The organism is Pseudomonas sp. GM79, from assembly GCF_000282495.1.
Lineage (GTDB): Bacteria > Pseudomonadota > Gammaproteobacteria > Pseudomonadales > Pseudomonadaceae > Aquipseudomonas.
This window is the reverse complement of record NZ_AKJE01000080.1, coordinates 39,772-64,617: the sequence shown is the minus strand read 5'-3', so window position 1 is coordinate 64,617 and position 24,846 is coordinate 39,772. Positions and strand designations below refer to the sequence as shown.

Annotated in this window: 21 protein-coding genes; 16 read left to right on the top strand and 5 right to left on the bottom strand. The window is 59.7% G+C overall.

Going from position 1 to position 24,846, the window contains the following annotated elements:
- Positions 1-39 precede the first annotated feature (39 nt).
- The 6 genes from PMI36_RS08175 to PMI36_RS08200 all read left to right on the top strand — a co-directional run bounded on the left by PMI36_RS08175 (position 40) and on the right by PMI36_RS08200 (position 10,109).
- The gene (locus PMI36_RS08175) at positions 40-4,356 is read left to right on the top strand and encodes a DEAD/DEAH box helicase (protein WP_008073926.1); all 4,317 of its coding nucleotides are present in this window, start codon (positions 40-42) and stop codon (positions 4,354-4,356) included.
- Between the two features lie 349 nt (positions 4,357-4,705).
- Positions 4,706-5,917 carry an MFS transporter gene (locus PMI36_RS08180; protein ID WP_008073924.1) on the top strand — a complete coding sequence of 404 codons (1,212 nt, stop codon included), beginning with the start codon at positions 4,706-4,708 and terminating at the stop codon, positions 5,915-5,917.
- A 205-nt stretch (positions 5,918-6,122) separates the two neighbouring features.
- Positions 6,123-7,049, top strand: coding sequence for a DUF72 domain-containing protein (locus PMI36_RS08185; RefSeq protein ID WP_008073923.1), 927 nt, complete (start codon positions 6,123-6,125; stop codon positions 7,047-7,049).
- Complete coding sequence (locus PMI36_RS08190) at positions 7,046-7,843, top strand: endonuclease/exonuclease/phosphatase family protein (RefSeq protein WP_008073920.1); 798 nt, start codon at positions 7,046-7,048, stop codon at positions 7,841-7,843. The genes PMI36_RS08185 and PMI36_RS08190 overlap by 4 nt, the downstream gene beginning before the upstream one ends.
- Positions 7,840-9,126 carry a cardiolipin synthase ClsB gene (gene clsB, locus PMI36_RS08195; RefSeq protein WP_008073918.1) on the top strand — a complete coding sequence of 429 codons (1,287 nt, stop codon included), beginning with the start codon at positions 7,840-7,842 and terminating at the stop codon, positions 9,124-9,126. Before PMI36_RS08190 ends, clsB begins: the two co-directional genes overlap by 4 nt.
- Positions 9,123-10,109, top strand: coding sequence for a lysylphosphatidylglycerol synthase domain-containing protein (locus PMI36_RS08200; protein ID WP_008073916.1), 987 nt, complete (start codon positions 9,123-9,125; stop codon positions 10,107-10,109). The genes clsB and PMI36_RS08200 overlap by 4 nt, the downstream gene beginning before the upstream one ends.
- Positions 10,110-10,238: 129 nt before the next feature.
- Here the strand turns inward: PMI36_RS08200 and PMI36_RS08205 are convergent, their stop codons facing one another.
- From PMI36_RS08205 to PMI36_RS08215, 3 genes are all read right to left on the bottom strand, one after another.
- Entirely contained in the window at positions 10,239-10,997 is a 759-nt protein-coding gene (locus PMI36_RS08205) for an alpha/beta hydrolase family protein (RefSeq protein ID WP_008073914.1), read from the bottom strand.
- The gene (locus PMI36_RS08210) at positions 10,987-12,096 is read right to left on the bottom strand and encodes a DUF3182 family protein (RefSeq protein WP_008073912.1); all 1,110 of its coding nucleotides are present in this window, start codon (positions 12,094-12,096) and stop codon (positions 10,987-10,989) included. Before PMI36_RS08210 ends, PMI36_RS08205 begins: the two co-directional genes overlap by 11 nt.
- A 306-nt stretch (positions 12,097-12,402) precedes the next feature.
- On the bottom strand, positions 12,403-13,398 hold the full coding sequence (locus tag PMI36_RS08215; protein ID WP_008073910.1) for a GlxA family transcriptional regulator: 996 nt from the start codon (positions 13,396-13,398) through the stop codon (positions 12,403-12,405).
- Positions 13,399-13,499: 101 nt separating this feature from the next.
- Here PMI36_RS08215 and PMI36_RS08220 point away from each other — a divergent pair, with 101 nt between their 5' ends.
- From PMI36_RS08220 to PMI36_RS08265, 10 genes are all read left to right on the top strand, one after another.
- Entirely contained in the window at positions 13,500-14,048 is a 549-nt protein-coding gene (locus PMI36_RS08220; RefSeq protein ID WP_008073908.1) for a cysteine hydrolase family protein, read from the top strand.
- Positions 14,049-14,380: 332 nt separating this feature from the next.
- Entirely contained in the window at positions 14,381-14,962 is a 582-nt protein-coding gene (locus PMI36_RS08225) for a YjfI family protein (RefSeq protein ID WP_032830562.1), read from the top strand.
- 24 nt (positions 14,963-14,986) lie between these two features.
- Positions 14,987-15,685 carry a PspA/IM30 family protein gene (locus tag PMI36_RS08230; protein WP_008073905.1) on the top strand — a complete coding sequence of 233 codons (699 nt, stop codon included), beginning with the start codon at positions 14,987-14,989 and terminating at the stop codon, positions 15,683-15,685.
- A gap of 156 nt (positions 15,686-15,841) precedes the next feature.
- The gene (locus tag PMI36_RS08235; RefSeq protein WP_008073904.1) at positions 15,842-16,405 is read left to right on the top strand and encodes a rhomboid family intramembrane serine protease; all 564 of its coding nucleotides are present in this window, start codon (positions 15,842-15,844) and stop codon (positions 16,403-16,405) included.
- A gap of 71 nt (positions 16,406-16,476) precedes the next feature.
- Positions 16,477-17,511 (top strand): ion channel, encoded by a 1,035-nt coding sequence (locus tag PMI36_RS08240; RefSeq protein WP_008073902.1) that lies wholly within the window; start codon positions 16,477-16,479, stop codon positions 17,509-17,511.
- Positions 17,498-18,172, top strand: a complete 675-nt coding sequence (locus PMI36_RS08245; protein ID WP_008073900.1) for a DUF2491 family protein — start codon at positions 17,498-17,500, stop codon at positions 18,170-18,172. Before PMI36_RS08240 ends, PMI36_RS08245 begins: the two co-directional genes overlap by 14 nt.
- A gap of 15 nt (positions 18,173-18,187) precedes the next feature.
- A complete protein-coding gene (locus tag PMI36_RS08250; RefSeq protein WP_008073898.1) occupies positions 18,188-18,616 on the top strand; it encodes a DUF350 domain-containing protein in 429 nt (142 codons plus the stop codon).
- A gap of 19 nt (positions 18,617-18,635) precedes the next feature.
- Complete coding sequence (locus PMI36_RS08255) at positions 18,636-19,361, top strand: DUF1190 domain-containing protein (protein ID WP_007896804.1); 726 nt, start codon at positions 18,636-18,638, stop codon at positions 19,359-19,361.
- A gap of 12 nt (positions 19,362-19,373) precedes the next feature.
- A complete protein-coding gene (locus PMI36_RS08260; protein ID WP_008073896.1) occupies positions 19,374-20,531 on the top strand; it encodes a glutathionylspermidine synthase family protein in 1,158 nt (385 codons plus the stop codon).
- Between the two features lie 105 nt (positions 20,532-20,636).
- Positions 20,637-22,841 carry an OsmC domain/YcaO domain-containing protein gene (locus PMI36_RS08265; protein WP_008073894.1) on the top strand — a complete coding sequence of 735 codons (2,205 nt, stop codon included), beginning with the start codon at positions 20,637-20,639 and terminating at the stop codon, positions 22,839-22,841.
- Between the two features lie 61 nt (positions 22,842-22,902).
- Here PMI36_RS08265 and PMI36_RS08270 read toward each other — a convergent pair whose 3' ends face one another.
- Together PMI36_RS08270 and PMI36_RS08275 are read right to left on the bottom strand one after the other, a co-directional pair.
- A complete protein-coding gene (locus PMI36_RS08270; protein ID WP_008073892.1) occupies positions 22,903-23,430 on the bottom strand; it encodes a single-stranded DNA-binding protein in 528 nt (175 codons plus the stop codon).
- A 9-nt stretch (positions 23,431-23,439) separates the two neighbouring features.
- Positions 23,440-24,837 carry an MFS transporter gene (locus PMI36_RS08275; RefSeq protein ID WP_008073890.1) on the bottom strand — a complete coding sequence of 466 codons (1,398 nt, stop codon included), beginning with the start codon at positions 24,835-24,837 and terminating at the stop codon, positions 23,440-23,442.
- Between the last annotated feature and the right edge of the window lie 9 nt (positions 24,838-24,846).

Genomic DNA, 24,846 nt, shown 5'->3' with positions numbered 1-24,846 from the left:
TACTTGCAACTTCCCGCCCCCACCCGCATAAATTACTCCATGAATCTGCCCATCCCCACGGACGCTGCTCTGGCGGGCTTTCACCCCGCCGTCAGCGCCTGGTTCAGCAATACCTTCGCAACGGCCACCGCCGCACAGGCCCGGGCGTGGCCGTTGATCCGCCAGCGCCGCTCGACCCTGATCGCCGCGCCCACCGGCTCCGGCAAAACCCTCACCGCGTTTCTGGCCGTGCTCGACGATCTGGTCCATCGTGGTCTGGAGAGCCCGGACGGCCTGCCCGACGAAACCCTGGTGGTCTACGTTTCGCCGCTCAAGGCCCTGTCCAACGACATCCGGATCAACCTGCAAAACCCGCTGGCCGGCATCACCGAACAGTTGCGCGTGATGGGCCTGCCCGACGTGCCGATCAGCACCGCCGTGCGCACCGGCGATACGCCGCAAAAAGAGCGCTCGGCCATGCGCAAAACCGCGCCGCACATTCTGGTGACCACCCCGGAATCCCTCTATGTGCTGCTCGGCTCCGACTCCGGCCGGCAAATGCTCGGCACCACCCACACGGTGATCGTCGACGAAATCCACGCCATTGCCGCCAGCAAGCGTGGCAGTCACCTGGCCCTGAGCCTGGAGCGTTTGCAAGCGCTCTGCTCGCAACCGCTGGTGCGTATCGGCTTGTCCGCCACGCAAAAACCCATCGAAGCGGTCTCGCGCTTTTTGGTTGGCCGTGATCGCGACTGCGAAATCATCGACATCGGCCACGCCCGTCCACGGGATCTCGATATAGAGGTGCCGCCCGTGCCGTTGTCGGCGGTAATGGCCAACGACATCTGGGAACTGGTCTATGACCGACTCGCCGCCCTCGCCCGTGAACACCGGACCACGCTGATTTTCGTCAACACCCGGCGTCTGGCCGAACGCCTGAGTCGACATTTGAGCGAACGCCTCGGCAAGGAGGCCGTTGCCGCCCACCATGGCAGCCTGGCCAAGGAGTTTCGCCTGGACGCCGAGCAACGGCTCAAGCGCGGCGAGCTGCAAGTGCTGATCGCTACCGCTTCGCTGGAATTGGGGATCGATATCGGTGACGTCGACCTGGTGTGCCAGATCGCTTCGCCACGCTCGATTGCCGGTTTTCTGCAACGGGTCGGCCGCTCCGGGCACCAGGTCGGCGGCACGCCCAAGGGCCGATTGTTTGCCACCACCCGCGACGACCTGATCGAATGCGCCGCCCTGCTCGATTGCGTGCGCCGTGGCGAACTCGACACGCTGCTGATCCCCGAAGCACCGCTGGACGTGCTGGCCCAGCAGATCATCGCCGAGGTCAGCTGCCAGGAATGGCAGGAACAGGCGTTGCTGGAAATGCTGCGAAAAGCCTCGCCTTACGCCGCGCTCGACGAAAAGCACTATCAGGCACTGCTGCAGATGCTCGCCGAGGGCTACAACGGGCGCCTGGGTGTTCGCAGCGCTTACCTGCACCGGGACGCCGTGAGCCGCACCCTGCGCGGCCGTCGAGGCGCCAAACTGACCGCCGTGACCAGCGGCGGGACGATTCCGGACAACGCCGACTACAGCGTTTTGCTGGGGCCTCAAGGGCTGAACATCGGCAGCGTCAACGAAGACTTCGCGGTGGAAAGTATCGCCGGGGATATCTTTCAGTTGGGCAATACGTCGTATCGAATCCTGCGGGTCGAAACCGGCAAGGTCCGGGTCGAAGACGCTCAGGGCCAGCCGCCAACCATTCCGTTCTGGCTCGGTGAAGCACCGGGTCGCAGTGATGAACTGTCGTTCGCCGTGGCCCGCCTGCAAGCACAACTCGATGAACGACTCGGCGCCACACCCGGCAACTTGCAGCCGGCCCTCGACTGGTTGACCGACACCCTCGGTCTGAACCTCGCCAGTGCCGAACAACTGGTAGATTACCTGGCCCGGGCGCGACTGACCCTCGGCGCCCTACCATCGCAAGACACGCTGCTGATGGAGCGGTTTTTCGACGAGTCCGGCGGTACTCAGCTGATCATCCATTCGCCGTTCGGCAGCCGCATCAACCGTGCCTGGGGCCTGGCCCTGCGCAAGCGTTTCTGCCGCACGTTCAACTTCGAATTGCAGGCCGCCGCCAGCGAGGACGCCATCGTGCTGTCGCTGTCCACCGGTCACAGCTTCGAGTTGGAGGACGTCTGGCGTTATCTGCACAGCAACAGCGCCGAGCACATCCTGATTCAGGCGGTACTCGAGGCCCCATTGTTCGGCGTACGCTGGCGCTGGAACGCCGGGGTCGCTTTGGCGCTGCCGCGTTACAGCGGCGGACGCAAAGTACCGCCGCAGATCCAGCGGATGAAAAGCGAAGATTTGATCGCCAGCGTGTTTCCCGATCAGATCGCCTGCGTGGAAAACCTCGCCGGCGAGCGCGAGATTCCCGACCATCCACTGGTGGAACAAACCCTCGACGATTGCCTGCACGAAGCCATGGACAGCGAAGGCTGGCTGGCATTGCTGCGGCGCATGGAACAGGGCGACATTCGCCTGATCAGCCGCGACCTGCCGGCGCCCTCGCCACTGGCGGCGGAAATCCTCAGCGCCCGCCCCTACACCTTCCTCGATGATGCGCCGCTGGAAGAGCGCCGCACTCAGGCAGTGCTCAACCGCCGCTGGAGTGATCCGCAATCCACCGATGATCTCGGTGCGCTGGACGCCGACGCGATCACTGCGGTGCGTGATGAAGCCTGGCCTACGCCAACCAGCGTTGATGAAATGCATGAAGCGCTGATGAGCCTGGCGTGCATTACCGAGACCGAGGCTCAGGCCAACCCGAATTGGCTCGATTGGCTGAACACCCTGGCCGACAGTGGCCGCGCCAGCCGTTTGCAGATCAACGCCGAGCAATCGCTGTGGCTGGCGCTGGAGCGACTGACCTGCCTGCGGGCGATTTATCCACAGGCCACATTGGTTCCACCGTTAGAGGCGTTGCCCGGTTTCGATGAAACCTGGGAGCCGGACGAAGCAGTGCTGGAAGTGATCCGCGCGCGGCTCAGCGCGTTTGCTCCGCTGCCGCTCAAAGCGATTGCCGAACCGCTTGAATTACCGGCGACTCGAGTCACTCAGGCTTTGGCACAACTGGAGCGCGAAGGCTATGTACTGCGCGGGCAATTCACCCCAGGCGCCCCTGATGAAGAATGGTGCGAACGGCATCTGCTGGCGCGGATTCATCGCTACACGGTCAAACGGCTGCGACGGGAAATCGAGCCGGTGGCGTTGCAGGATTTCATGCGTTTTCTGTTCGACTGGCAGCATCTTTCCGCCGCGAGCCAAGGCCAGGGCCGCGCGGTGTTGCCGGCGATCATCAGCCAGTTCGAAGGCTACCCCGCCGCCGCTTCGGCGTGGGACAGCGACATTCTGCCGGCGCGGCTCAAAGACTATTCGGCGAGCTGGCTGGATGAGTTATGCCGCAGCGGAAAACTGGTCTGGACCCGTCTGACCGCGCGCAACAAGAGCGCCAGCACCGCATTGCGCAGCACGCCGATTCTATTGCTGCCGCGCAGCCAGGTTGGATTGTGGAGCGGCTTGACCGAACAGACGCCGGTCAGCGAACTGTCGCCCAAAACACAAAAAGTCCATGAAGCGCTCAGCCAGCACGGCGCACTGTTTTTCGATGAGCTGATTCATGAAGCCCATCTGCTGCGCTCGGAACTGGAAATCGCCTTGCAGGAACTGGTCGGTGCCGGGCTGATAAACGCCGACAGCTTCGCCGGCCTGCGGGCGCTGATTACCCCGGCCAGCAAACGCCAGAATCGCAGCAGCCGACACGGACGCGGAGCGTTTTCCGGCGGGATGGACGATGCCGGACGTTGGGCGTTGCTGCGCCGCGGTGCTGTCGCGCCGATTGTGGATAAGCAACGACCCGCGCCCACACCCAGCGAAACCCTGGAACACATCGCCATGACCTTGCTGCGCCGTTACGGCGTGGTGTTCTGGCGCCTGCTGGAGCGTGAGGCGGACTGGTTGCCAAGTTGGCGGGAATTGTTGCGCACGTTCCATCGGCTTGAGGCCCGGGGCGAGATTCGTGGCGGGCGGTTTGTCAGTGGCCTGGCGGGGGAACAATTTGCGCTGCCCGAGGCGATTCCATTGCTGCGCGAAGTCAGGCGGCGACCTCACGATGGAAGTCTGATCGCGGTGTGTGGGGTGGATCCGCTGAACCTCGCCGGCACCCTGTTGCCAGGCGCGAAAGTGCCGGCGCTGGCGAGTAATCGACTGGTGTATCGCGACGGCATACCGGCCGCCGCCGAGATCGCCGGCAAGCAGCAGTTCTGGCTGGAGCTGGATCAGCAGGCCAGTGGCGAGGTGCGTAGCAAACTGATCCGGCATTGATGGCGTCTGGTCTGGCGCCTTCGCGAGCAAGCCCGCTCCCACAGGGGATGTGTGTCGATCACAAAACCGTGCTCCGACACAGAACAAATGTGGGAGCGGGCTTGCTCGCGAAGAATGCACCGCGTTTTTTCAGGAATTACGCGTCATCGTTCTTCGCGGGCAAGCCACGCTCCCACAGGTTCTGCGCCTTAACTGACTGGCATTAGGACAAGCCCCCCTTGCCATAGGTGTTGCTAGCCCACGAGATTTTTGACCTCCACGCAAATATCAAATGCCCATCCCTGTATTTTTCCCCACGCCCCCAACCCCGACACTGCGCTCCATCAATCAATCCACCGGAGTTGCAGCCATGCCCATTGCCTTGCTCGCGCTGACCCTCAGCGCTTTCGCCATCGGGACGACGGAGTTCGTCATCGTTGGCCTGTTACCTACTATCGGCGCCGACCTCGGTGTCAGCCTGCCGTCCGCCGGCCTGCTGGTCAGCCTTTATGCACTTGGCGTGGCCATCGGCGCGCCGGTGCTGACCGCCCTTACCGGCAAAGTCCCACGCAAATTGCTGTTGTTGTCGTTGATGGTGCTGTTCACCCTCGGCAACTTGCTGGCCTGGAAAGCGCCGAGCTACGAGTCGCTGATCATTGCGCGGATCGTCACGGGCCTGGCTCACGGGGTATTTTTCTCGATTGGCTCGATCATCGCCACCAGCCTGGTGCCGAAGGAAAAAGCCGCCAGCGCGATTGCCATCATGTTCACCGGCCTGACCGTGGCGCTGGTCACCGGCGTGCCATTGGGGACGTTTATCGGTCAGCATTTCGGCTGGCGTGAAACCTTCCTTGCCGTGTCTGCATTGGGTGTGATCGCCTTCATCGGCAGCCTGCTCTACGTGCCGAAAAACATCGCCCACAGCAAACCGGCTTCGCTGTTGCAGCAATTGCAGGTGCTCAAGCAGCCGCGCCTGCTGCTGGTGTATGCCATGACGGCGGTCGGTTATGGCGGCTCATTCATTGCCTTCACCTTTCTGGCGCCGATTCTTCAGGACATTTCCGGCTTCGGCGCCAGCACTGTCAGCCTGGTGCTGCTGGTGTACGGCATCTCGGTGGCCGTCGGCAACATCTGGGGCGGCAAACTGGCGGACAAACACGGCCCGATCAGTGCCCTGAAATTCATCTTCGCCCTGCTCGCCGCCGTGCTGTTCGTGCTGACGTTCACTGCCGGCAATCCATGGCTGGCCCTGGCCACCGTGCTGGTTTGGGGCGCCGTTGCTTTCGGCAACGTGCCGGGCCTGCAAGTGTATGTGGTGCGTCAGGCCGAACATCACACCCCGAATGCGGTGGACGTGGCTTCGGGCCTGAACATTGCGGCGTTCAACCTCGGCATTGCCGGTGGGGCGTGGGGCGGTGGTTTGATCGTGGCGCACATGGGTCTGATTCATACCGCGTGGATCGGCGGCCTGGTGGTATTGGTCGCTCTGGCACTGACCGCCTGGAGTGGGCGTCTTGACCGGTTGGGTCCGGTGTATGTCGAACCGGCTGAGGGTTCACAACGTATCGTCGCCAGTCACTGACGGACCCTGTGGGAGCGGGCTTGCTCGCGAAAGCTGCGGCACATCCAGCATTGATGTGACTGACACACCGCTTTCGCGAGCAAGCCCGCTCCCACATTTGATTTGGGGTGTTTTGTCTAACTTTTACCGTCCGTAGCCCCGTCGAAACTTTCTCGCCCGCCCGACAGTCATCAAAAGACAGGGCTGTCCGAGGACGGGAGGCGATATGGCGGCGATTCATATTGGTATTTCAGGCTGGCGCTACACGCCTTGGCGGGGGGAGTTCTACCCGAAGGGGCTGACCCAGAAGCGCGAATTGCAATTCGCTTCACGGGCAGTGAACAGCATCGAAATCAATGGATCGTTTTACGCCCTGCAACGGCCCGAACGTTATGCCCAGTGGTACGCCGAAACCCCGGCGGGCTTCGTGTTCAGCGTCAAGGCGCCGCGTTTTATCACCCACATCAAGCGCCTGCGGGACATTCATAAGCCACTGGCGAATTTCTTTGCCTCCGGGGTACTGGAACTCAAGGAAAAACTCGGCCCGATCCTCTGGCAATTCCCACCCAACTTTAAATTCGACCCGGAATTGTTCGAAAGCTTTCTCGAACAATTACCCCACGACACGGAACAGGCCGCCGCCCTCGCCCGCCAGCATGAGCCACGCCTGAACGGTCACGCCAGCATGAAGGCTTACGGCAAAAAACCGCTGCGCCATGCCGTGGAAATTCGCCACGAAAGCTTTGTCGATCCCGCTTTCGTCCGTCTGCTCAAACGCTACAACACCGCGCTGGTCATTGCTGACACCGCCGGCAAATGGCCGTATCGCGAAGACCTCACCAGTGATTTCGTCTACCTGCGCCTGCACGGTGCCGAAGAACTCTACGCCAGCGGTTATACCCCCCAAGCGCTGAAACGCTGGGGCGACCGGATCGAGGCCTGGTATCACGGACAGCAACCGGCAGATCCGCAATTGATTGCGCCTCGGCAAAAACCCAAGACACGCAGAGCCCGGGAAATATTCTGCTATTTCGATAACGACATCAAAGTCCGCGCGCCCTTCGATGCCCGCCGCCTGCTTGAGCGTTTGCATCTCGACAAAGACCTTGCCACCGCACCCGGTGAGCCGGTTGCCGAAGGAGTGCTGCCATGAGCATTCCCGAACCAGTCGGCACGACGGATGAACAGCAGCCAATTATCAGCGCCGTGAGCCGTTTTACCGTGCTGACGGTCAACACCCACAAGGGTTTCACCGCGCTCAACCGGCGCTTCATCCTGCCCGAGTTACGCGAGGCGGTGCGCAGTGTGTCCGCCGACGTGGTGTTTTTGCAGGAGGTCCATGGCACCCACGAACATCATCCACAGCGCTACCTCAATTGGCCGGCGATGCCACAGTACGAATTTCTTGCCGATACCCTGTGGCCGCAATTTGCCTATGGGCGCAACGCGGTCTATCCGGCAGGCGATCACGGCAATGCGCTGTTGTCGAAGTTCCAGATCATTCGCCACGACAACCTCGACGTTTCCATCAGCGGCCATGAAAACCGTGGAATCCTGCATTGCGTGCTGCGGATGCCCGGCGATGGTCGGGAAGTGCATGCCATTTGCGTCCATCTGGGGCTTCGCGAAAGTCATCGCAAGGCACAACTCAGGCTGCTGATCCAACGTATGGAAGAGTTGCCGGAAGATGCCCCGGTGGTGGTCGCCGGCGACTTCAACGATTGGCGCCTGCGCGCTGATGCGCTGCTCAAGCCCTGCGGCTTGCGTGAAGTCTTTGCCGAGTTGCATGGCAAACCGGCGCGTAGTTTCCCGGCGCGTTTGCCTGCGTTGCGCCTGGACCGCATCTATGTGCGCAACCTCAAAGCCAGCCATCCGCAAGTACTGGCGGCCCGGCCCTGGTCACACCTTTCCGACCATGCACCGCTATCGGTGGAGATCGAGCTATGACCGGCCCATTGATGGAAAAAACCACGATCGAACACGTTTCCACACCGCCGCCCGTACGTGAGCCGGCGGTTGTTAACGTCGTATACGGTTGGCACGGTAACAACCGGGTCCAATTGCTGGAGAACGGTGAGGAATACTTTCCACGGGTGTTTGAAGCGCTGCGCCAGGCCCAGAGTGAAATCCTGCTGGAGACCTTCATTGTGTTCGAGGACAAGGTCGGCAATGAACTGCAGAAAATCCTGATTGAAGCGGCTCAACGCGGGGTGCGTATCACCGTCAACCTCGACGGTTTTGGCTGCGGCGAACTGAGCACGGAGTACCTTGCGGCGCTGAGCAATGCAGGTGTGCGCCTGCAAATATTCGACCCCGCGCCGCGTCACTTCGGCATCCGCACCAACTGGTTCCGCCGCATGCACCGCAAGATTGTGGTGGTCGACGGCACGATTGCGTTCCTCGGCGGAATCAATTTTTCCGCCGACCATTTGGCCGACTTCGGCCCTGAAGCCAAACAGGATTATTCGGTTGAAGTGCAAGGCCCGGCGGTGGCCGATATTCATCATTTCGCCTTGCTGCAAAGCGGTCGCCCGGCCCGGGCCAAATACTGGTGGCAACGCCGCAGACAGAGGCGCGCAGAACTGGCGGTCAGCGATCATGATGGTCAGGTGCGACTGGTGTATCGCGACAATGGCGAACACCCGGGCGATATCGAAGAGGTGTACTTGCAGGTCGTGCGCAGTGCCCGACGTCGCGTGGTAATCGCCAACGCCTACTTCTTTCCAGGCTATCGGCTGCTGCGGGAGATCCGCAACGCGGCGCGCCGAGGGGTCGAGGTGCGCCTGATTCTTCAGGGCCAGCCGGATTTGCGGGTGGCCAGACTCGCCGCGCGCATGACCTACGATTATCTGCTGCGAGCCGGAGTAGCGATTTACGAATACTGCGACCGTCCCCTGCATGGCAAAGTCGCCCTGGTCGACGAGGACTGGAGCACCGTCGGCTCAAGCAACCTCGACCCGCTGAGCCTGGCCCTGAACCTGGAGGCCAACGTGTTGATCCGCGACCGAGCCTTCAACCGCGACCTGTTCGAGCGTCTCGACGAATTGAGCAGCAACCACTGCAAGGTCATGTCGGCGGACAAGGCGCCGCGCGGACGGGTCTGGCACATGACCATCGGTTTTCTGGTGTTTCACTTCCTGCAGCATTTCCCGGCATGGGCCGGTTGGCTGCCGGCGCATAAACCGCGCCTCAAACCCTTCATTCATCCGACCGGGAGCGATAAGGCATGAGCCATTCTGATGCGCGGCCTGCCCCTCACTCCGACACGCCGCGAAAATCCCACTGGCACCGCTGGAAAAAGCCTCTGACGATGCTGTTTTTTCTGGCGCTGATCGTACTGTTCACAATGCTCGCCCAACGCATCGAATGGGGCGAAGTGTTCGATACCCTCGCCGATTTCAAAGTGCGCACACTGACTATCGCGTCCGGACTGACGTTGCTGAGTTTTCTGGTGTACGCCTGTTTCGACCTGATCGGCCGCACTTACATCCGACAGGAGCTGACCTGGCGACAGATCCTGCCGGTGGGGATCATCAGCTATGCCTTCAACCTTAACCTGAGCGCCTGGGTCGGCGGGGTTGCCATGCGTTATCGGCTGTATTCGCGGCTCGGCGTAAGCAAAAGCAACATCGCGAAAATCCTCGGGCTGAGCCTGGCGACCAACTGGTTCGGCTACATGGTGATTGCCGGCACGGTGTTCAGCAGCGGACTGGTGCGAATGCCGCCAGGCTGGAAACTGAGCAGCGACGCCCTGCAAGGCGTGGGCGTGTTATTGCTGCTGCTGAGCGCGGGTTATCTGGCGGCCTGCCGGTTTTCCAGGCGACGGGAATGGTCGATTCGTGGCGTGGAAATCAACCTGCCGTCGCTGCACATGGCGATTCTGCAACTGGCCCTCGGCGCGCTGAACTGGTCACTGATGGCGGCGGTGATCTTCACCCTGTTGCCGAGCAAACTGGACTATCCGCTGGTGCTTGGCGTGTTGCTGATCAGCGCCATTGCCGGGGTCATCACCCACATTCCGGCCGGGCTTGGCGTGCTGGAGGCGGTGTTCGTGGCGCTGTTGCAGCACGAGGTCTCGCGGGGAAGCCTGGTGGCGGGGTTGCTTGCTTATCGGGCGATCTATTTCCTGCTGCCGCTGCTGATTACCGTGGTGATGTACCTGGTGGTGGAAGCCAAGGCCAGGTCGTTGCGGATCCAGAAGAAACCTTCTTGAGAGATTGGTTGAAACGGATGCCGCTTTCGCGAGCAAGCCCGCTCCCACATTTGATCCGCACTGCCTGCCTGAACGCGATCAATGTGGGAGCGGGCTTGCTCGCGAATGATCGCAAGAACACCACAAATCTCAACTCGACTGAATAATGCTCAACCGCTCACCCACCACCATTTCCGTGATCCAGCCCACCAGGATTGAGGTGTACGCCTGTTGTGAGACCGGCTCGCTCAAGGCGTGATCGGCGCCGTCGATAATCCGGTGAGTCAGCGAGTGGGTCTGCTGACACGCCGCGCGGTAACTCATGATGGTCGCGTGGGGCACATAGGCGTCGGTCTCGGACTCCACCAGCAACACATCCCCGGTAAATTGCGAGCAGGCATGCAGTGCGCGATTGCTGTCGGCGCTGACCCGCGTGCTGCGGTAATCGCGCAGATCGAGCTTGTCCAGTTCACGCTTGGGTGTGTGCCAAAAGTCGTCGCGATACAACGCTGGCACCCGCAGCGCCAGCCAGCGCACCGGGCGCAAGGACGTCAGGATCGCCGCCAGATAACCACCATAACTGGTGCCGACCACGGCGATCGCAGACGTGTCGAGCGCCGGATGGGCGAGCAGTCGATCGTAGGCCGCCAGCAGGTCACGCAGGTTGTCTTCGCGGGTGACCCGGGACAACGGAATACCGGTCCCGCCGGTGTGGCCGCGCAAGTCGAATGTCAGGCACACGCAACCCAACCCGGCGATGCCTTTGGCGCGCGCCAGGTCGCGCTCCTGACTACCGCCCCAGCCGTGTACGAAAAGCACACCCGGGACTTTCGATTTGGGGCTGAGGAAGGTTCCGCTCATCTGTTCATCGTCGATGTCGATCGCAATGGTTTCGCTTCTAGCCGTCATAGGATTTGACCGTTACGTACTTGAGAAGAAAGTCACTGTGTTGCGCAGGCCCCCGGTAGACCTCAATGGCGTTGGCCGGCAGAGGTTGATCGGTATAGGTTTCGACCGACGACACGCGAATCGCGCGCAAGCCGGGGTTGTTGACGAAGCTCTGCAGCGCCGCGACTTCAGCACTGCTGGCACCGCCCAGGCGCCAGGACTGTTCGAGCACGCCGCTGCGTTGTTTGCCATCGCAATCCAGCCCCTGGGCGATGTCGTAGTTGCGCCGCGAGGCATAGAAACCGGGGTAGGCTTCATCGGCCGCGCTGTCGAATACCTGCGCTTGCTGGATCGCCAGCCTCGTGTCGTCCGGGAGCTCCAGCGCCAGCAGGTCCTCGTAATAACCCTGGACCACCAACAGATTGGACCCGCCATAAACCTGCTCGCCCTGACCGTCTTCGGTCAAGTATTGATCACCGCAATAACTCAGCACTTTGTCGCCAATAAAACTCTGACCGACGCTATGGGTGACCACCTCGGTCAAGTCTTGTTCCAGCACCACACCTTCGGTGAACAATGTTTTGGCATCGGGGCGAGCGAGGATGGCGTCGAACTGGTCGAGGCTTTTGATCACTTCCTGACCGCGCCCGGCGCAGGCATGAATCGGCTTCATGCGGATCGGACCGCTGTAGAGCAGGTGCTCCGCTGCCGGGCGAGCATCGTCCAGGGAGAACACGCTGAGGCCATCGAGCACAACACCGCGTACCCGTTCGGAAAACAACGACGACCAGCCTTCGGGCGCGAACGCATAGCGGTTCAACAACCCATGGCTGATGGCTTTGGTACAGATGAAAGCGTGGTCGACGTAACCGCCCCACAAATCCTCCGGGCCTTTGACGCCCAGCTGCCGGGCGGCAGCAACGCCCACCAGCGTCTGGGTCGGCAACAGATAAACGTCACGACCGCTGTGCAGCTCCACGTCATAACTGCCGCCGTATTCGAGCCCGACGACCTTCGCCAGCCAACGGGCCAGCGCGCGGTTGGTTTCGACTTCGTGCAGCGGGGCATCGGGGCGCACCGAATGGGCGAGCACCAGTTTCTTGCGGTTTGTTGGGGTCATGCGTTCCCCTTCAATTTGCGCTTGATGAATGTAGCTGAAGGAGGTGCAGAGATCAGGCCAACGGCGACTGGAGAGAAACGGGTTTCAAATCAGCCGTTTGTGAAATATGCGATAGCACAAGGCCTGTTTTATTCTGCACGACACCTTTCAATACTCCCGGCATTTTGCACGACTCAAAGTCTGGCACAGACCCAATGTGGGAGCGGGCTTGCTCGCGAAGGCGGTGGGTCAGTCAGCATCAATGTCGACTGATGGACCGCTTTCGCGAGCAAGCCCGCTCCCACATGAGTTCTGTGGTGATACTCGCTACCGAGCCATGGCTGCGGTCGCAGATACACCAAACCGCGCCCGGTAATCGCTCGGCGCCAGCCCGGTAATCTTCTTGAACGTTGCCCGAAACGCACTCGGGTCCTGGTAACCCACGGTCCAGGCAATGTGATCAATGGTGCCGTTGGTGAATTCAAGCATTTCCCGCGCCTTGCCAACCCGCAGGTGTTGGCAGTACTCGGTGGGTTTCAACCCGGTTGCCGCACGGAATCGCCGCAGGAAAGTGCGCTCTTCCAGCCCCGCCCGCTCGGCCATTGCCGCCAATGAGACATCGCTCGCCCCGGTGCTTTGCAGCCAATGCTGGACCTTGAGAATCGACGCATCGCCATGGTTGAGAATCGGTGAAAAATTACTGCCGCACTCGCTCGCACTGTCGCTGTGTTCCACCACCAGAAACCGCGCTGTGCCGGTGGCGATGCTCGGCCCGAGCAAGCGGTTCACCAATCGTAATCCCAGCTCTGACCAGGCCATCAACCCGGCAGTGGTGATCAGGTCACCATCGTCGACAATCGGCGTGTCAGCCTTGAGCTTGATCGCCGGGTAACGCTCGGCGAAAGCCTTGGCCGAGGTCCAGTGGGTAGTCGCGCTACGGCCATCGAGCAAGCCACTTTCAGCCAACAGAATAGAACCCACGCAGACCCCGCCGAGGGTTGCACCGTTGGCATGTTGCTGACGAAGCCAGCGAATCAGCCCTTGGGGCGCCTGCCCCTCGGAAAAACCTCCGATCGAGGGCGGAATCAACACGGCAACCAATGCGCCGGCCGGGCCGGGATCAGTGTCATAGACCCGCTCGGGCACTTGATCACCCTCGACCTGCCAATGACTGACCCGCAGCAACGGCAGCTGCGCCGACTGATGCTCGGCGGCGATCCGGTTGGCCACGCCGAACAGGTCCGTCAGCCCATGCACCGCCGCCATCTGCGCACCGGGATAGATCAGCACGCCCAGTTCGGCGACTGTCCTTTCTGCACCCATTGTCAGTTTTCCCCCTTCTATTGTCGGTGCGGCCAATCCTCGGGCGGCCAGCAAAACCTAATACTTGATTCACACCCAACAAACACTTCGAGGAAACACTCATGGCCAAGCAAGCACTCATCGTAGTCGATATCCAGAACGACTACTTCCCCCAGGGCAAGTGGCCTTTGGTCGGCGCCGACGCCGCAGCAGACAACGCCGCACGGATGATTCAGGCGTTTCGCGAGGCCGGTGATCCGGTGGTGCATATCCGCCACGAATTCACCTCCGACGCCGCGCCGTTCTTCACTCCGGGCTCCGACGGCGCGAAGTTGCACCCTAAAGTTCTCAACCGCACAGACGAGACGGTCGTGCTTAAACATTTCGTCAACTCGTTCCGCGAAACCGAACTGGAAGCCATCCTCGACCAGCAAGGCATCGAACACCTGGTAATCGTCGGCAGCATGAGCCACATGTGCATCGACGGCATCACCCGCGCCGCGGCCGACCTGGGCTATACCGTCACGGTGATTCACGACGCCTGTGCCACCCGAGACCTGGAATTCAACGGCGTCACCGTCCCGGCCGCCCACGTTCACGCCGCCTTCATGTCGGCCCTGGGTTTTGCCTATGCGAGCGTGGTGTCCACTGACGACTTCCTGGTTGGTTAAGTGAGAAACCTGTGGGAGCGGGCTTGCTCGCGAAAGCGGTGTATCAGGCAACATCAATGTTGACTGTCTCGCCGCCTTCGCGAGCAAGCCCGCTCCCACATAACCTTCTATTGTCATACACGTGTGCAACAGTCCGAAAAATCTCACGCGTGAGCTATTGATGGCCGTAAAAATTGCCTGTAGTGTTTCTCACGCGTGAGATTTTTCACAACGAGGTCAGCATCATGAAAAGCAGCTCTCCATCAGATCCGCCTACCGGATCTGTGACCGATTCAGCGAGCCAAAAGGGAGAGCGCTCGAAACCGTCCGCGAAAAAACCATCTAGTTTCTATATGAAGCAAATGCGCGCGGGCCTGGGTGCCGCCGGTTATGTGAAACACGAGACTTGGGTGCTTCCCGAAAATCGAAGCCTGCTCAAGCAGATGGAGAAACAGCTACGCCAACCGATTCTGGCTGGCTCATTCATGTCGGAGAATTACATGAGCGCAGGTAATAACTGGAACATCGATCGCCTCTACAGCGCCCTTCAGGCCCTCGACGAAGTGGTTGCGAACGACATCACCCTCTCCCTGGTTCAAGGCGCCGAGTCCAGCATCAAGCTGGAAATGAACGATTTCGGTGGCTTGCCGATTTACATCGCAGTGGTTGGCGATCAGATCATTGTCGATACCGTTCTGGTCGATGTCGAGTCCATCAACGACGTACCGGCATTCAACGATGCCGTTCTGCGCAGCCGGGAAATGTTCCCGCTGTCCTCGATCGGTATCGAGTCCATGCCCAACGGGCAGATCGTTTACAACATGTTCGGCGCACTCAGCTCCGACTCCAGCCTGACCAACGTCGTGACCGAGGTCAAAACCCTCGTCGACAACGTCCAGCGCGCCAGCGAAGCCTTTGAACGTTTCTTCATCTAATTTTTCGGGAACAGGAAATATCCAATGACTCAGTCCATCTGGAGCAAATTGTTCACCGCGCTGCGTGGCGGTGCCAACGAAGTCGGCGAATCGATCGTCGACCAACAGGCCCTGCGCATCCTCGACCAGGAAATTCGCGATGCTGACAGCGCGCTGGCCAACGCCAAGCGTGAGCTGGTCACCATCATGGCCAAGCACAAACTGTCGGCTGATCGCGTCAGCGAGTACAACGCCAAGATCAAGGATCTGGAATCCAAGGCTCTGGCCGCGATCCAGGCCAACCGCGAAGACCTGGCACTGGAAGTGGCAGAAGCCATTTCGACCCTGACCAACGAACTGGATGTCGAGCAAAAGCAGGCCACCGAATTCGGCGGTTACGCGGACAACATGCGCAAAGACATCACCAAGGCCGAAAGCCGCATCAAAAGCCTGCGTCAGCAAGTGGACATGGCCAAGGCGCGTGAAAGCGTACAGAAAGCCCAGGTCAGTGCTTCGATCGCCAGTGGCGGCGCCAACGGCAAGCTGGAAACCGCCGTCGGTACGCTGAACCGCCTGCAAGCCAAGCAGCAGCAACGCGCCGCAGAACTGGAAGCCCAGGACCAACTGGCCGATGCGTCGACCGGCACCGACCTGGAGCGCAAGCTGCGCGATGCCGGCATCACGCCGAACGAAGGCAGCGCCAATGCGATTCTGGAACGCCTGAAGAAAAAATCTGCTGAGTAACCGGCCCTGATGCCTGGCGCATAACCTGTGGAAGCGGGCTTGCTCGCGAAGAGGGAGTATCAGTCGACATCAATGTTGCCTGACACACCGCCTTCGCGAGCAAGCCCGCTCCCACATGGATTCGTTGCCATATTTTTTGTCGACTCGAGGTCATGGATGGATGCCCTGAAGGGTTTCAAGACAATCGCGGGTGTGGCCCTCTTCATGGTCGCGCTGCAACTGCTCAATGTGGCGACCGGCTACAGCCTTATTGCCTTCGGCCTGGTCCCGAGAACATGGCAGGGACTGGTCGGCATCATCACCTCGCCTTTCTTGCACGGGTCCTTTGCGCACGTGAGCACCAACCTGATTGCCTTTTTGATCCTAGGTACCCTAGTCATTGTCGACGGGCTCAGCCGCTTCATGGCCGTCAGCGCTATCATTATTCTGCTGGGCGGTTCGCTGGTCTGGCTGTTCGGTTTTGCAGGCGTTCACATCGGTGCCAGCGGATGGGTATTCGGGCTGTGGGCGTACCTCCTGTCGCGCGCCTGGTTCCAAAGGAGCTGGAGCAACCTGATAACAGCCAGTGTCGTGGTCCTGCTCTATGGCGGCCTGATTTTTGGCTTCCTTCCTCGCCAGGGCATGTCCTTCGAAGGGCATATCTTTGGTGCGATCGCCGGATTTATTGCAGCCAAGGTACTGTTATCTACGCCGCGCAGCAGGTTTAATGCCACCCGGTAACCGCATTTGAGCACTCAGACGCCAGAGCGATTACGTCGCCAGGAATGAGCCCCCACGGAGTCAGGGATGTAATGTCGATTTTCCTTTTATTGCGCACGTACGCCTCGTCCTTCTTCCATCGGTTCGGCTGGGCAGGCCTGGCCATTGCGCTGGGTATACACATAAGCACGGCCTATATCGGCCTGGTGCTTCTGGGCGAACAACACCTCACCGCTCCCGCCACGTTTATCTATTTCTATCTCACCACCACGCTCACCGTCGGCTATGGCGATCTTGCGCCACAGACAGCCGCGGGACGAATTTTCGTGGCTACCTGGGTCATGCTCGGGGGCATTGCGCTGCTGACGGCAGCCATCGGCAAAACCACCAGCAGTGTCATCGATGTATGGAGAAAAGGCATGAAAGGCAAAGGCGATTTCACCGGCAAGGTCGGCCATACCGTACTCATCGGCTGGGAAGGCGCGTCCAGCGAGCGGGTCATTGAATTATTGCTGCAGGACGAAACCTCCAATGACAACCTGATCGTCATTTGCGATTGCGACCTCGAAGAAAATCCCATGCCGGGCAAAGCGGACTTTATCAAAGGCGAAAGCCTGTCCTCTGCCGCGCTGTTGCTGCGGGCCGGTGTTCCCGGTGCCGAACGCGTGCTGGTGCGAACCCATTCAGACGACCTGACCCTGGCCACCGTGCTGGCAGTCAATCAACTGGGCCCTGTCGGCCATGTGGTCGCCCACTTCAATGAAAGCGAAATCGCCGCCCTTGCCAGCGCCTACGCGCCCAGCCTGGAATGCACCTCAAGCATGGCCATCGAGATGTTGGTACGCGCCTCCCAGGATCCGGGCTCATCCGCGGTCATCAATGAATTGCTGTGCGTGGGTCAAGGTGCCACCCAGTACCTGATGAAACTGCCCGAGACCTTTGAAGCCACGTTCGGCGATCTGTACGCACAGCTGAAAGAACAGCACAACGCGACCCTTATCGGCTACCGCGCCAAAGGCGCCCGACAGCCTTGGATCAATCCGCCCGGCACCACTCGCGTTGAGGGCGGCGAACTCTTCTACATCGCCTCCTCTCGCCTCAAGGAAATCACCAATGGGATGGTTTAAACAGTTGATGGGGCTTGAGGCCCCGAAAGCGAATACGGAATCGAAATGGACAGCCAACGAAACCCTGCCCGCCATCGGCCCGCTGGGCCTGGCATTGGGCAAAGGCGTGATGTTCGACACGACCCTGAAATTGTTGCTCGATGGCAACACCGATGTGGTCATCCCTGGCTCCCAGCAAGTCTGGAGCGCCGGCACCATTGATCTCGGGCAGTCGACCTGGCTGTCGCGCTATTACATGAACGACGAAGACTACTGGTTGCAAGTGCACACCACCGGCGACATTGCCGGACAGGTCGAGTCGGTGATCCTGTTCAATTACCTCAACTACATCACCATCAACAGTGAAGCGGAGCTGCGTCGACTGGCCGGCCCTGAAAGCTTGATCGGCCTGCCGACCTACACCCACAACGGTGTCGAATACACCCGCGAATGGGGCACCGAGAACGGCCAGACAGAACTGGTGGCGCTGAGCGAACACCTGAAAAACCCGGATGAGTCCTACAGCATCGAGCACCGTTCGATGCTGTATGCCCGCGAAACCGGCCTGACCGATCGCCGGGAATTCCTGCTGTTTTCCGTCGAAGAAGACGCCGAAGGCACCATCAGCTTGAGCACTTCGCTGGGCATTTCGTTGTACACCACTGACCTGAACACTTTTTAAATAAGGAAGAAGTCCATGCTTGAAGCGCTCTCCATCTCCCTGAACAAAGCCGCCGTGCTCGGGTTTGTGTTGTACATCCTCGGTGCCGCCGTATTGTTCGCGCTGTTCCAATTCATCTACACCCGAATCACCCCGCACAAAGAGTTCGAACTGATCCGTTCTGGCAACGTTGCGGCCTCGATCGCACTGGGTGGTGCCATCATCGGTTTCGCCATTCCGGCCAGCAATGTGATCGCCTACTCGATCAGCATTCTGGATTTCGTCGTCTGGGCAGTGATCGCCGCTTTCGTACAACTGCTGGCGTTTCTGGTGACCAGCCTGGTGCTTAAAGGCGCCTCTGAACGCATTAAAAAAGGTGAAATCGCTGCGGGTATCTATATCGCGGCAGTGGCCATCAGCGTCGGCATGTTGAACGCCGCCTGCATGACCCCTTCCCAGAACTGATTGCGCCACGGAGATCCCGATGAAACGAAGCAAGTACGTTCAGCTCTCGCTGGCCGCGTCGGTCGCCATGGCCATATCAGGCTGCGGGCAAGCGGAAAAAACCTACCCGGTGCAGAAGAAATACAACTTCCAGTCCGTTCAGCAGTGCGCCGATGAAAAGCTCCCGGTGGACGTCTGCTCTGACGCCTACATGAGCGCCATGGCCGAGCACCGCCGCATCGCGCCGGTCTACGACAACCAGGCCGATTGCGATGCCGACTTTGTCGCCGACTGGTGCCAACAGGATTCCGCCGGCAAGTTCATCCCCAAGCTGGGTGGTTTCGAACTGACTGCCGATGGCGAGGTAACACAATCCCAAGTGGACGCAGCCAAGGCTCAATTACCAGCCTCGGAAGCGAACAGTGGAGGCTCCGGGTTCTCCGGCACCAGCCTGCTGACCGGCCTGCTGATCGGCAACATGCTGAGCAGCAACCGCAACAGCTACTTCTCCGAGCCGGTCTACCGCTACCGCGATGATCGCGGCAACTATGGCTCCTCGACGCTCAACCAGCGGATTTCCAAAGGCTCAACCTTTACCAAGTCCAATCAGGCGAGGTATGGCAGCAGCAGCTACGCCGACTCAATCCGTTCCGGCAGCAAGCCGATGTCCGTTGCCTCATCCACCTCCCGTGGCGGCTTCGGCAGCAAAGCCAGCGCCCGCAGCGGTTGGGGCGGTTCAAGCAGCGCTGGCCGATCGAGCAGTTAAGGAACGGGCACCATGAAGAAGATCCTCTGCGCAGAGCGTCATGACTGGAAACAGACCGCCGAAAGTCTCGGCTTTCTGTTCCATACCATTGACGACGAACCCTATTGGGACGAGAGCGCGTATTACCAGTTCACGCTCAAACAGATCGAGAACGATCTCGAAGACCCGACCACCGAGATTCATGAGATGTGCATGGACCTGGTGGCCCGCGTGGTTCAGAGCGAGGAATTGCTGGAGCGCCTGAGCATTCCCGCACCATTCTTCGACATGGTTCGCACTTCATGGCTCGAAGGCCACCCGCACCTGTATGGACGCATGGATTTCTCCTACAACGGCAGCGGGCCGGCCAAATTGCTGGAACTCAACTACGACACGCCGACCAGCCTGTATGAGGCCGCGGCGTTTCAATGGGGCTGGTTGGAGCAATGCATCGAGCGCGGCTTGCTGCCCAAGCATGCCGACCAGTTCAACAGCATCGACACCAAGCTGCATCAGGCCTTTGCCCAACTGCAGCTCAAACGCCCCTTCTATTTCGCCTCGATGAAAGACTCGGTCGAAGACAAAGGCACCACCGACTACTTGCGCCTGATCGCGGAAAAGGTCGGCATCGAATCGCGGCACATCGATATCGAAGACATTGGCCTCACCAGCGATGGACGTTTCGTCGACCTCGAAGATCGCTGGATCCCTCATTTGTTCAAGCTGCATGCCTGGGAGTTCATCTTCCACGAGCCCTTCGGTGCAGCGATTGCCCAGAGCGATACACAGTTTTTCGAGCCGGCCTGGAAATCAATCATCTCCAACAAGGGCATCCTGCCGTTGCTGTGGGAGTTCAACAAAGATCACCCGAACCTGCTCGCGGCGCACCTGGATACCGACCCAGGCAAAGCGGTGCCTAAAGGTTGGGTGCGCAAACCGTTCTTCTCCCGGGAAGGCGCCAACATTGAGCTGCAAACCGCTGACGGTCTGATCGTGAAAGAGGACGGGCCCTACACCGACGCACCATTTATCCTTCAGGAGTTCGCCCCGCTGCCGAAGTTTGGCGACAGCTTTACGCTGGTGGGTTCCTGGGTTATCGGCGATCAAGCGGCCGGTATCGGCGTGCGGGAAGACAACAGTTTGATCACCAAGGATTCGAGCCGGTTTTTGCCGCACCTGATACTCGACTGACCCATCCATCGCCGGTGTGGACATAAGTACGATGTCCGCAAGACTTACGGCTGAAATACCGGATAATGGCGGCCATTCGTTTAGCCGTTATTCTGGTAATCCCCCATGGAAATCAAGGTCAACTTTCTCGACAACCTTCGACTTGAAGCCAAGTTCGATGACTTCACGGTGGTGGCCGATCAACCTATCCGCTACAAGGGCGATGGCTCGGCACCGGGTCCGTTCGATTACTTTCTGGCTTCATCGGCGTTGTGTGCGGCTTATTTCGTGAAGTTGTACTGCGACACTCGCAGTATTCCCACAGATAACATCCGCCTGTCGCAGAACAACATTGTTGATCCGGAAAACCGCTACAACCAGATTTTCAAGATCCAGGTCGAGTTGCCGGCGGACATCTCCGACAAGGACCGTCAGGGAATCCTGCGTTCCATCGACCGTTGCACCGTAAAAAAAGTGGTGCAAGCCGGGCCTGAGTTTGTGATCGAAGAAGTCGAAAACCTCGACGCCGATGCCCAGGCGTTGCTAATGCCTGCGTCCAGTTCAGAGGCGAGCACTTATATCGCAGGCAAGGATCTGCCGCTGGAGCAAACCATCGCCAATATGTCGGCCATTCTGGCGGACCTGGGCATGAAGATTGAAATCGCCTCGTGGCGCAATATCGTGCCCAATGTGTGGTCGCTGCACATCCGCGATGCGCACTCGCCGATGTGCTTTACCAACGGTAAGGGTGCGACCAAGGAAGGCGCGTTGGCGTCGGCGTTGGGCGAGTTTATCGAGCGACTCAACTGCAACTTCTTCTACAACGACCAGTTCTGGGGCGAAGACATCGCCAACGCAGCGTTTGTGCACTACCCGGACGAACGCTGGTTCATGCCTGGCCGTAAAGATGAGCTGCCAACTGAAATTCTCGACGAGTACTGCCTGAAGATTTACAACCGCGACGGCGAGCTGCGTGGTTCCCATCTGATCGATACCAACTCGGGCAATGAAGAGCGCGGCATCTGCTCGCTGCCGTACGTGCGCCAGTCGGATGGCGAGGTGGTGTATTTCCCGTCCAATCTGATTGAAAACCTGTTCCTGAGCAACGGCATGAGTGCCGGTAACACGCTGGCCGAAGCCCAGGTGCAGTGCCTGTCGGAGATCTTCGAACGTGCGGTAAAACGCGAAATCATCGAAGGCGAATTTGCCCTGCCGGATGTGCCCGCCCACGTGCTGGCGAAGTACCCCGGGATACTGGCCGGTATTCAGGCGCTGGAAGCGCAAGGGTTTCCCGTGCTGGTGAAGGATGCGTCCCTGGGAGGTGAATTCCCGGTGATGTGCGTCACGTTGATGAACCCGCGTACCGGCGGTGTGTTCGCCTCGTTCGGCGCGCATCCGAGCCTGGAAGTGGCGCTGGAACGCAGCCTGACCGAATTGCTGCAGGGCCGCAGCTTCGAAGGCCTCAACGACTTGCCCCAGCCGACGTTTGAAGGGCATGCGGTGACCGAGCCGAATAACTTCGTCGAGCACTTCATCGACTCCAGCGGCGTGGTGTCGTGGCGCTTCTTCAGTGCCAAATCGGATTACGAGTTCGTTGAGTGGGACTTCTCCGGCCAGGGTGAAAACTCGAACGCAGAGGAAGCCGCGACCTTGTTCGGCATTCTCGAAGGCATGGGCAAGGAAGTGTACATGGCGGTCTACGAGCATATCGGCGCGAAGGCGTGCCGCATCCTGGTGCCGAACTATTCGGAAATCTATCCCGCGGACGATCTGATCTGGGACAACACCAACAAAGCGCTGTTCTTCCGCACCGACATCCTGAACCTGCATCGCCTGGACGAAGACGAACTGAAAGCGCTGGTTGAGCGCCTGGTGGAAAGTGAGCTGGACGACTACACCGACATCACCTCCTTGATCGGCATCGAATTCGACGACAATACGGCTTGGGGTCAGCTGACGATCCTGGAGTTGAAGCTGCTGATTTATCTCGCCTTGCAGCAATTCGAAGAGGCGAAAGAGGCGGTGGAGATGTTCCTTCAGTACAACGACAACACGGTTGAGCGTGGCTTGTTCTACCAGGCCGTCAATGTGGTGCTGGAGATGAAGCTGGACGAAGACCTGGAACTGGAAGACTACGAGGCCAATTTCCGCCGGATGTTTGGCAACGAGCGGACGGATGCAGCAATCGGATCGGTGGACGGCAGCGTGCGCTTCCATGGCTTGACGCCGACCAGCATGAAACTGGAGGGGCTCGACAGGCACTTGCGACTGATCGACAGCTACAAGAAACTGCACTCGGCACGGGCCAATGTGACTGCTGTATTCAGTTAATAGCGCCCACAAAAAAGCGAAGCCAGATCACTGGCTTCGCTTTTTTATTACTTACTGTTTTTTAGAACGGGATATCGTCATCAAAGCTGTCGAAATCCGGAGCCGGCTGAGGAGCGGCCTGCTGCTGCTGTGGAGCCGGACGCGACTGTTGCGGTGCCGACTGCTGCGGACGCGGAGCCTGTTGGCGTGGAGCCGGGGCGGACTGCTGGTAGTTATTGCCCCCGCCTTGTTGGTCGCCCTGCTGTGGACGGCCGCCCAACAGTTGCATGGTGCCTTGCATGTCGACCACGATTTCAGTGGTGTAACGCTTGATACCGTCTTTCTCCCATTCGCGGGTCTGCAGCTTGCCTTCGATGTACACCTGCGAACCTTTGCGCAGGTATTCGCCGGCAATTTCGGCAACCTTGCCGAACATCGAAACACGGTGCCATTCGGTCTTCTCGACCTTCTGACCGGTTTGCTTGTCGGTCCATTGTTCGCTGGTCGCCAGACTCAGGTTGGTCACGGCGTTACCGTTAGGCAAGTAGCGAACTTCGGGATCCTGGCCGCAAGTGCCGACCAATATGACTTTGTTAACCCCACGGGCCATAACGTTCTCCTAGGCTACGCACGCTGCCTCGGCCGGGTTGTTCACCAGGCGCTCAAGGGTGGTGCGATCCAATAGTTCTGTGTCCAATTTGATGTAAATCGCCGCTTCATCTTCGACGATCACTGCATCTGTTACCCCTACGACGGCCTTCAGGCGCTCGACCAGACCCGCTTCGCGGATCGCCTCGGGCGACAACGGCAAGCGCAGGCTCGTGACGTAAGGTGGTTCGCGCATGGTAACAGCAAAGGCCAGCCAGAGGGCAGCCAGGCCGGCGCATCCGAGGAATACAACCGACAAACCGCCGTGCTGGAACATCCAGCCGCCGAGGATCCCGCCCAGTGCCGAACCGAGGAACTGACTGGTGGAATAAACCCCCATCGCTGTGCCCTTGCCGCCTGCGGGTGAAACCTTGCTGATCAGCGATGGCAAGGAGGCTTCCAGCAGATTGAACGCGGTGAAGAACACCACCGTACCAATCACCAGAGCCCGCAAGCTGTCGCCGAACTGCCAGAAGAATAGCTCAGTGAACATCAGCGTCACGACGGCACCGAGCAAAACTCGTTTCATTTTGCGTCGCTTCTCGCCGTAGATAATGAACGGGATCATGGCAAAGAAGGAAATCAGCAACGCGGTCAGGTACACCCACCAATGCTGCTCTTTGGGCAGCCCGGCTTTTTCGACCAGGGCCAGGGGCAATGCAACGAAGCTCGACATCAACATCGCGTGCAACACAAAAATACCCAGGTCCAGGCGCAGCAGGTCCGGATGCTTGAGTGTCGGTATCAGCGCCTGGCGCGCAACGCCGGACTCGCGGTGCTGCAACGGCCCGGTTGCACGCGGCACCATGAACATCACGATGACGATGCCGACCAGCGCCATGCCACCGGTGACGAAGAACAACCCGGACAGACCGAAGACACGGGTCAGCAACGGGCCTACAACCATGGCGACAGCGAACGACAGACCAATCGTCATGCCGATCATGGCCATGGCTTTGGTCCGATGCTGTTCCCGGGTCAGGTCTGACAGCAACGCCATCACCGCCGCGGAAATCGCCCCTGCGCCCTGCAGGATGCGTCCGGCGATGACGCCCCAGATCGAATCGGCATTGGCCGCCAGCACGCTGCCCAGGGCGAAGACGATCAGCCCCAGGTAAATCACCGGACGACGACCGATGCGGTCGGAAATGAAGCCGAAAGGAATCTGAAAGATCGCCTGGGTCAGGCCGTAAGCGCCAATCGCCAACCCGATGAGGGCCGGGGTCGCTCCCGCCAGGTCCATCCCATAGGTCGCCAGAACCGGCAACACCATGAACATGCCAAGCATACGGAAGGCGAACACCAGGGCCAGACCGCTTGCTGCGCGGGTCTCACTGCCACTCATGCGTTCGCTGTGGGGATCGTGCATGGAAAAACC

Excerpts from the sequence above, each read along its gene's own strand:
- PMI36_RS08175 (WP_008073926.1), top strand. The coding sequence starts at position 40 with ATGAATCTGCCCATCCCCACGGACGCTGCTCTGGCGGGCTTTCACCCC.
- PMI36_RS08180 (WP_008073924.1), top strand. The coding sequence starts at position 4,706 with ATGCCCATTGCCTTGCTCGCGCTGACCCTCAGCGCTTTCGCCATCGGG.
- PMI36_RS08185 (WP_008073923.1), top strand. The coding sequence starts at position 6,123 with ATGGCGGCGATTCATATTGGTATTTCAGGCTGGCGCTACACGCCTTGG.
- PMI36_RS08190 (WP_008073920.1), top strand. The coding sequence starts at position 7,046 with ATGAGCATTCCCGAACCAGTCGGCACGACGGATGAACAGCAGCCAATT.
- clsB (WP_008073918.1), top strand. The coding sequence starts at position 7,840 with ATGACCGGCCCATTGATGGAAAAAACCACGATCGAACACGTTTCCACA.
- PMI36_RS08200 (WP_008073916.1), top strand. The coding sequence starts at position 9,123 with ATGAGCCATTCTGATGCGCGGCCTGCCCCTCACTCCGACACGCCGCGA.
- PMI36_RS08205 (WP_008073914.1), bottom strand. The coding sequence starts at position 10,997 with ATGACGGCTAGAAGCGAAACCATTGCGATCGACATCGACGATGAACAG.
- PMI36_RS08210 (WP_008073912.1), bottom strand. The coding sequence starts at position 12,096 with ATGACCCCAACAAACCGCAAGAAACTGGTGCTCGCCCATTCGGTGCGC.
- PMI36_RS08215 (WP_008073910.1), bottom strand. The coding sequence starts at position 13,398 with ATGGGTGCAGAAAGGACAGTCGCCGAACTGGGCGTGCTGATCTATCCC.
- PMI36_RS08220 (WP_008073908.1), top strand. The coding sequence starts at position 13,500 with ATGGCCAAGCAAGCACTCATCGTAGTCGATATCCAGAACGACTACTTC.
- PMI36_RS08225 (WP_032830562.1), top strand. The coding sequence starts at position 14,381 with ATGAAGCAAATGCGCGCGGGCCTGGGTGCCGCCGGTTATGTGAAACAC.
- PMI36_RS08230 (WP_008073905.1), top strand. The coding sequence starts at position 14,987 with ATGACTCAGTCCATCTGGAGCAAATTGTTCACCGCGCTGCGTGGCGGT.
- PMI36_RS08235 (WP_008073904.1), top strand. The coding sequence starts at position 15,842 with ATGGATGCCCTGAAGGGTTTCAAGACAATCGCGGGTGTGGCCCTCTTC.
- PMI36_RS08240 (WP_008073902.1), top strand. The coding sequence starts at position 16,477 with ATGTCGATTTTCCTTTTATTGCGCACGTACGCCTCGTCCTTCTTCCAT.
- PMI36_RS08245 (WP_008073900.1), top strand. The coding sequence starts at position 17,498 with ATGGGATGGTTTAAACAGTTGATGGGGCTTGAGGCCCCGAAAGCGAAT.
- PMI36_RS08250 (WP_008073898.1), top strand. The coding sequence starts at position 18,188 with ATGCTTGAAGCGCTCTCCATCTCCCTGAACAAAGCCGCCGTGCTCGGG.
- PMI36_RS08255 (WP_007896804.1), top strand. The coding sequence starts at position 18,636 with ATGAAACGAAGCAAGTACGTTCAGCTCTCGCTGGCCGCGTCGGTCGCC.
- PMI36_RS08260 (WP_008073896.1), top strand. The coding sequence starts at position 19,374 with ATGAAGAAGATCCTCTGCGCAGAGCGTCATGACTGGAAACAGACCGCC.
- PMI36_RS08265 (WP_008073894.1), top strand. The coding sequence starts at position 20,637 with ATGGAAATCAAGGTCAACTTTCTCGACAACCTTCGACTTGAAGCCAAG.
- PMI36_RS08270 (WP_008073892.1), bottom strand. The coding sequence starts at position 23,430 with ATGGCCCGTGGGGTTAACAAAGTCATATTGGTCGGCACTTGCGGCCAG.
- PMI36_RS08275 (WP_008073890.1), bottom strand. The coding sequence starts at position 24,837 with ATGCACGATCCCCACAGCGAACGCATGAGTGGCAGTGAGACCCGCGCA.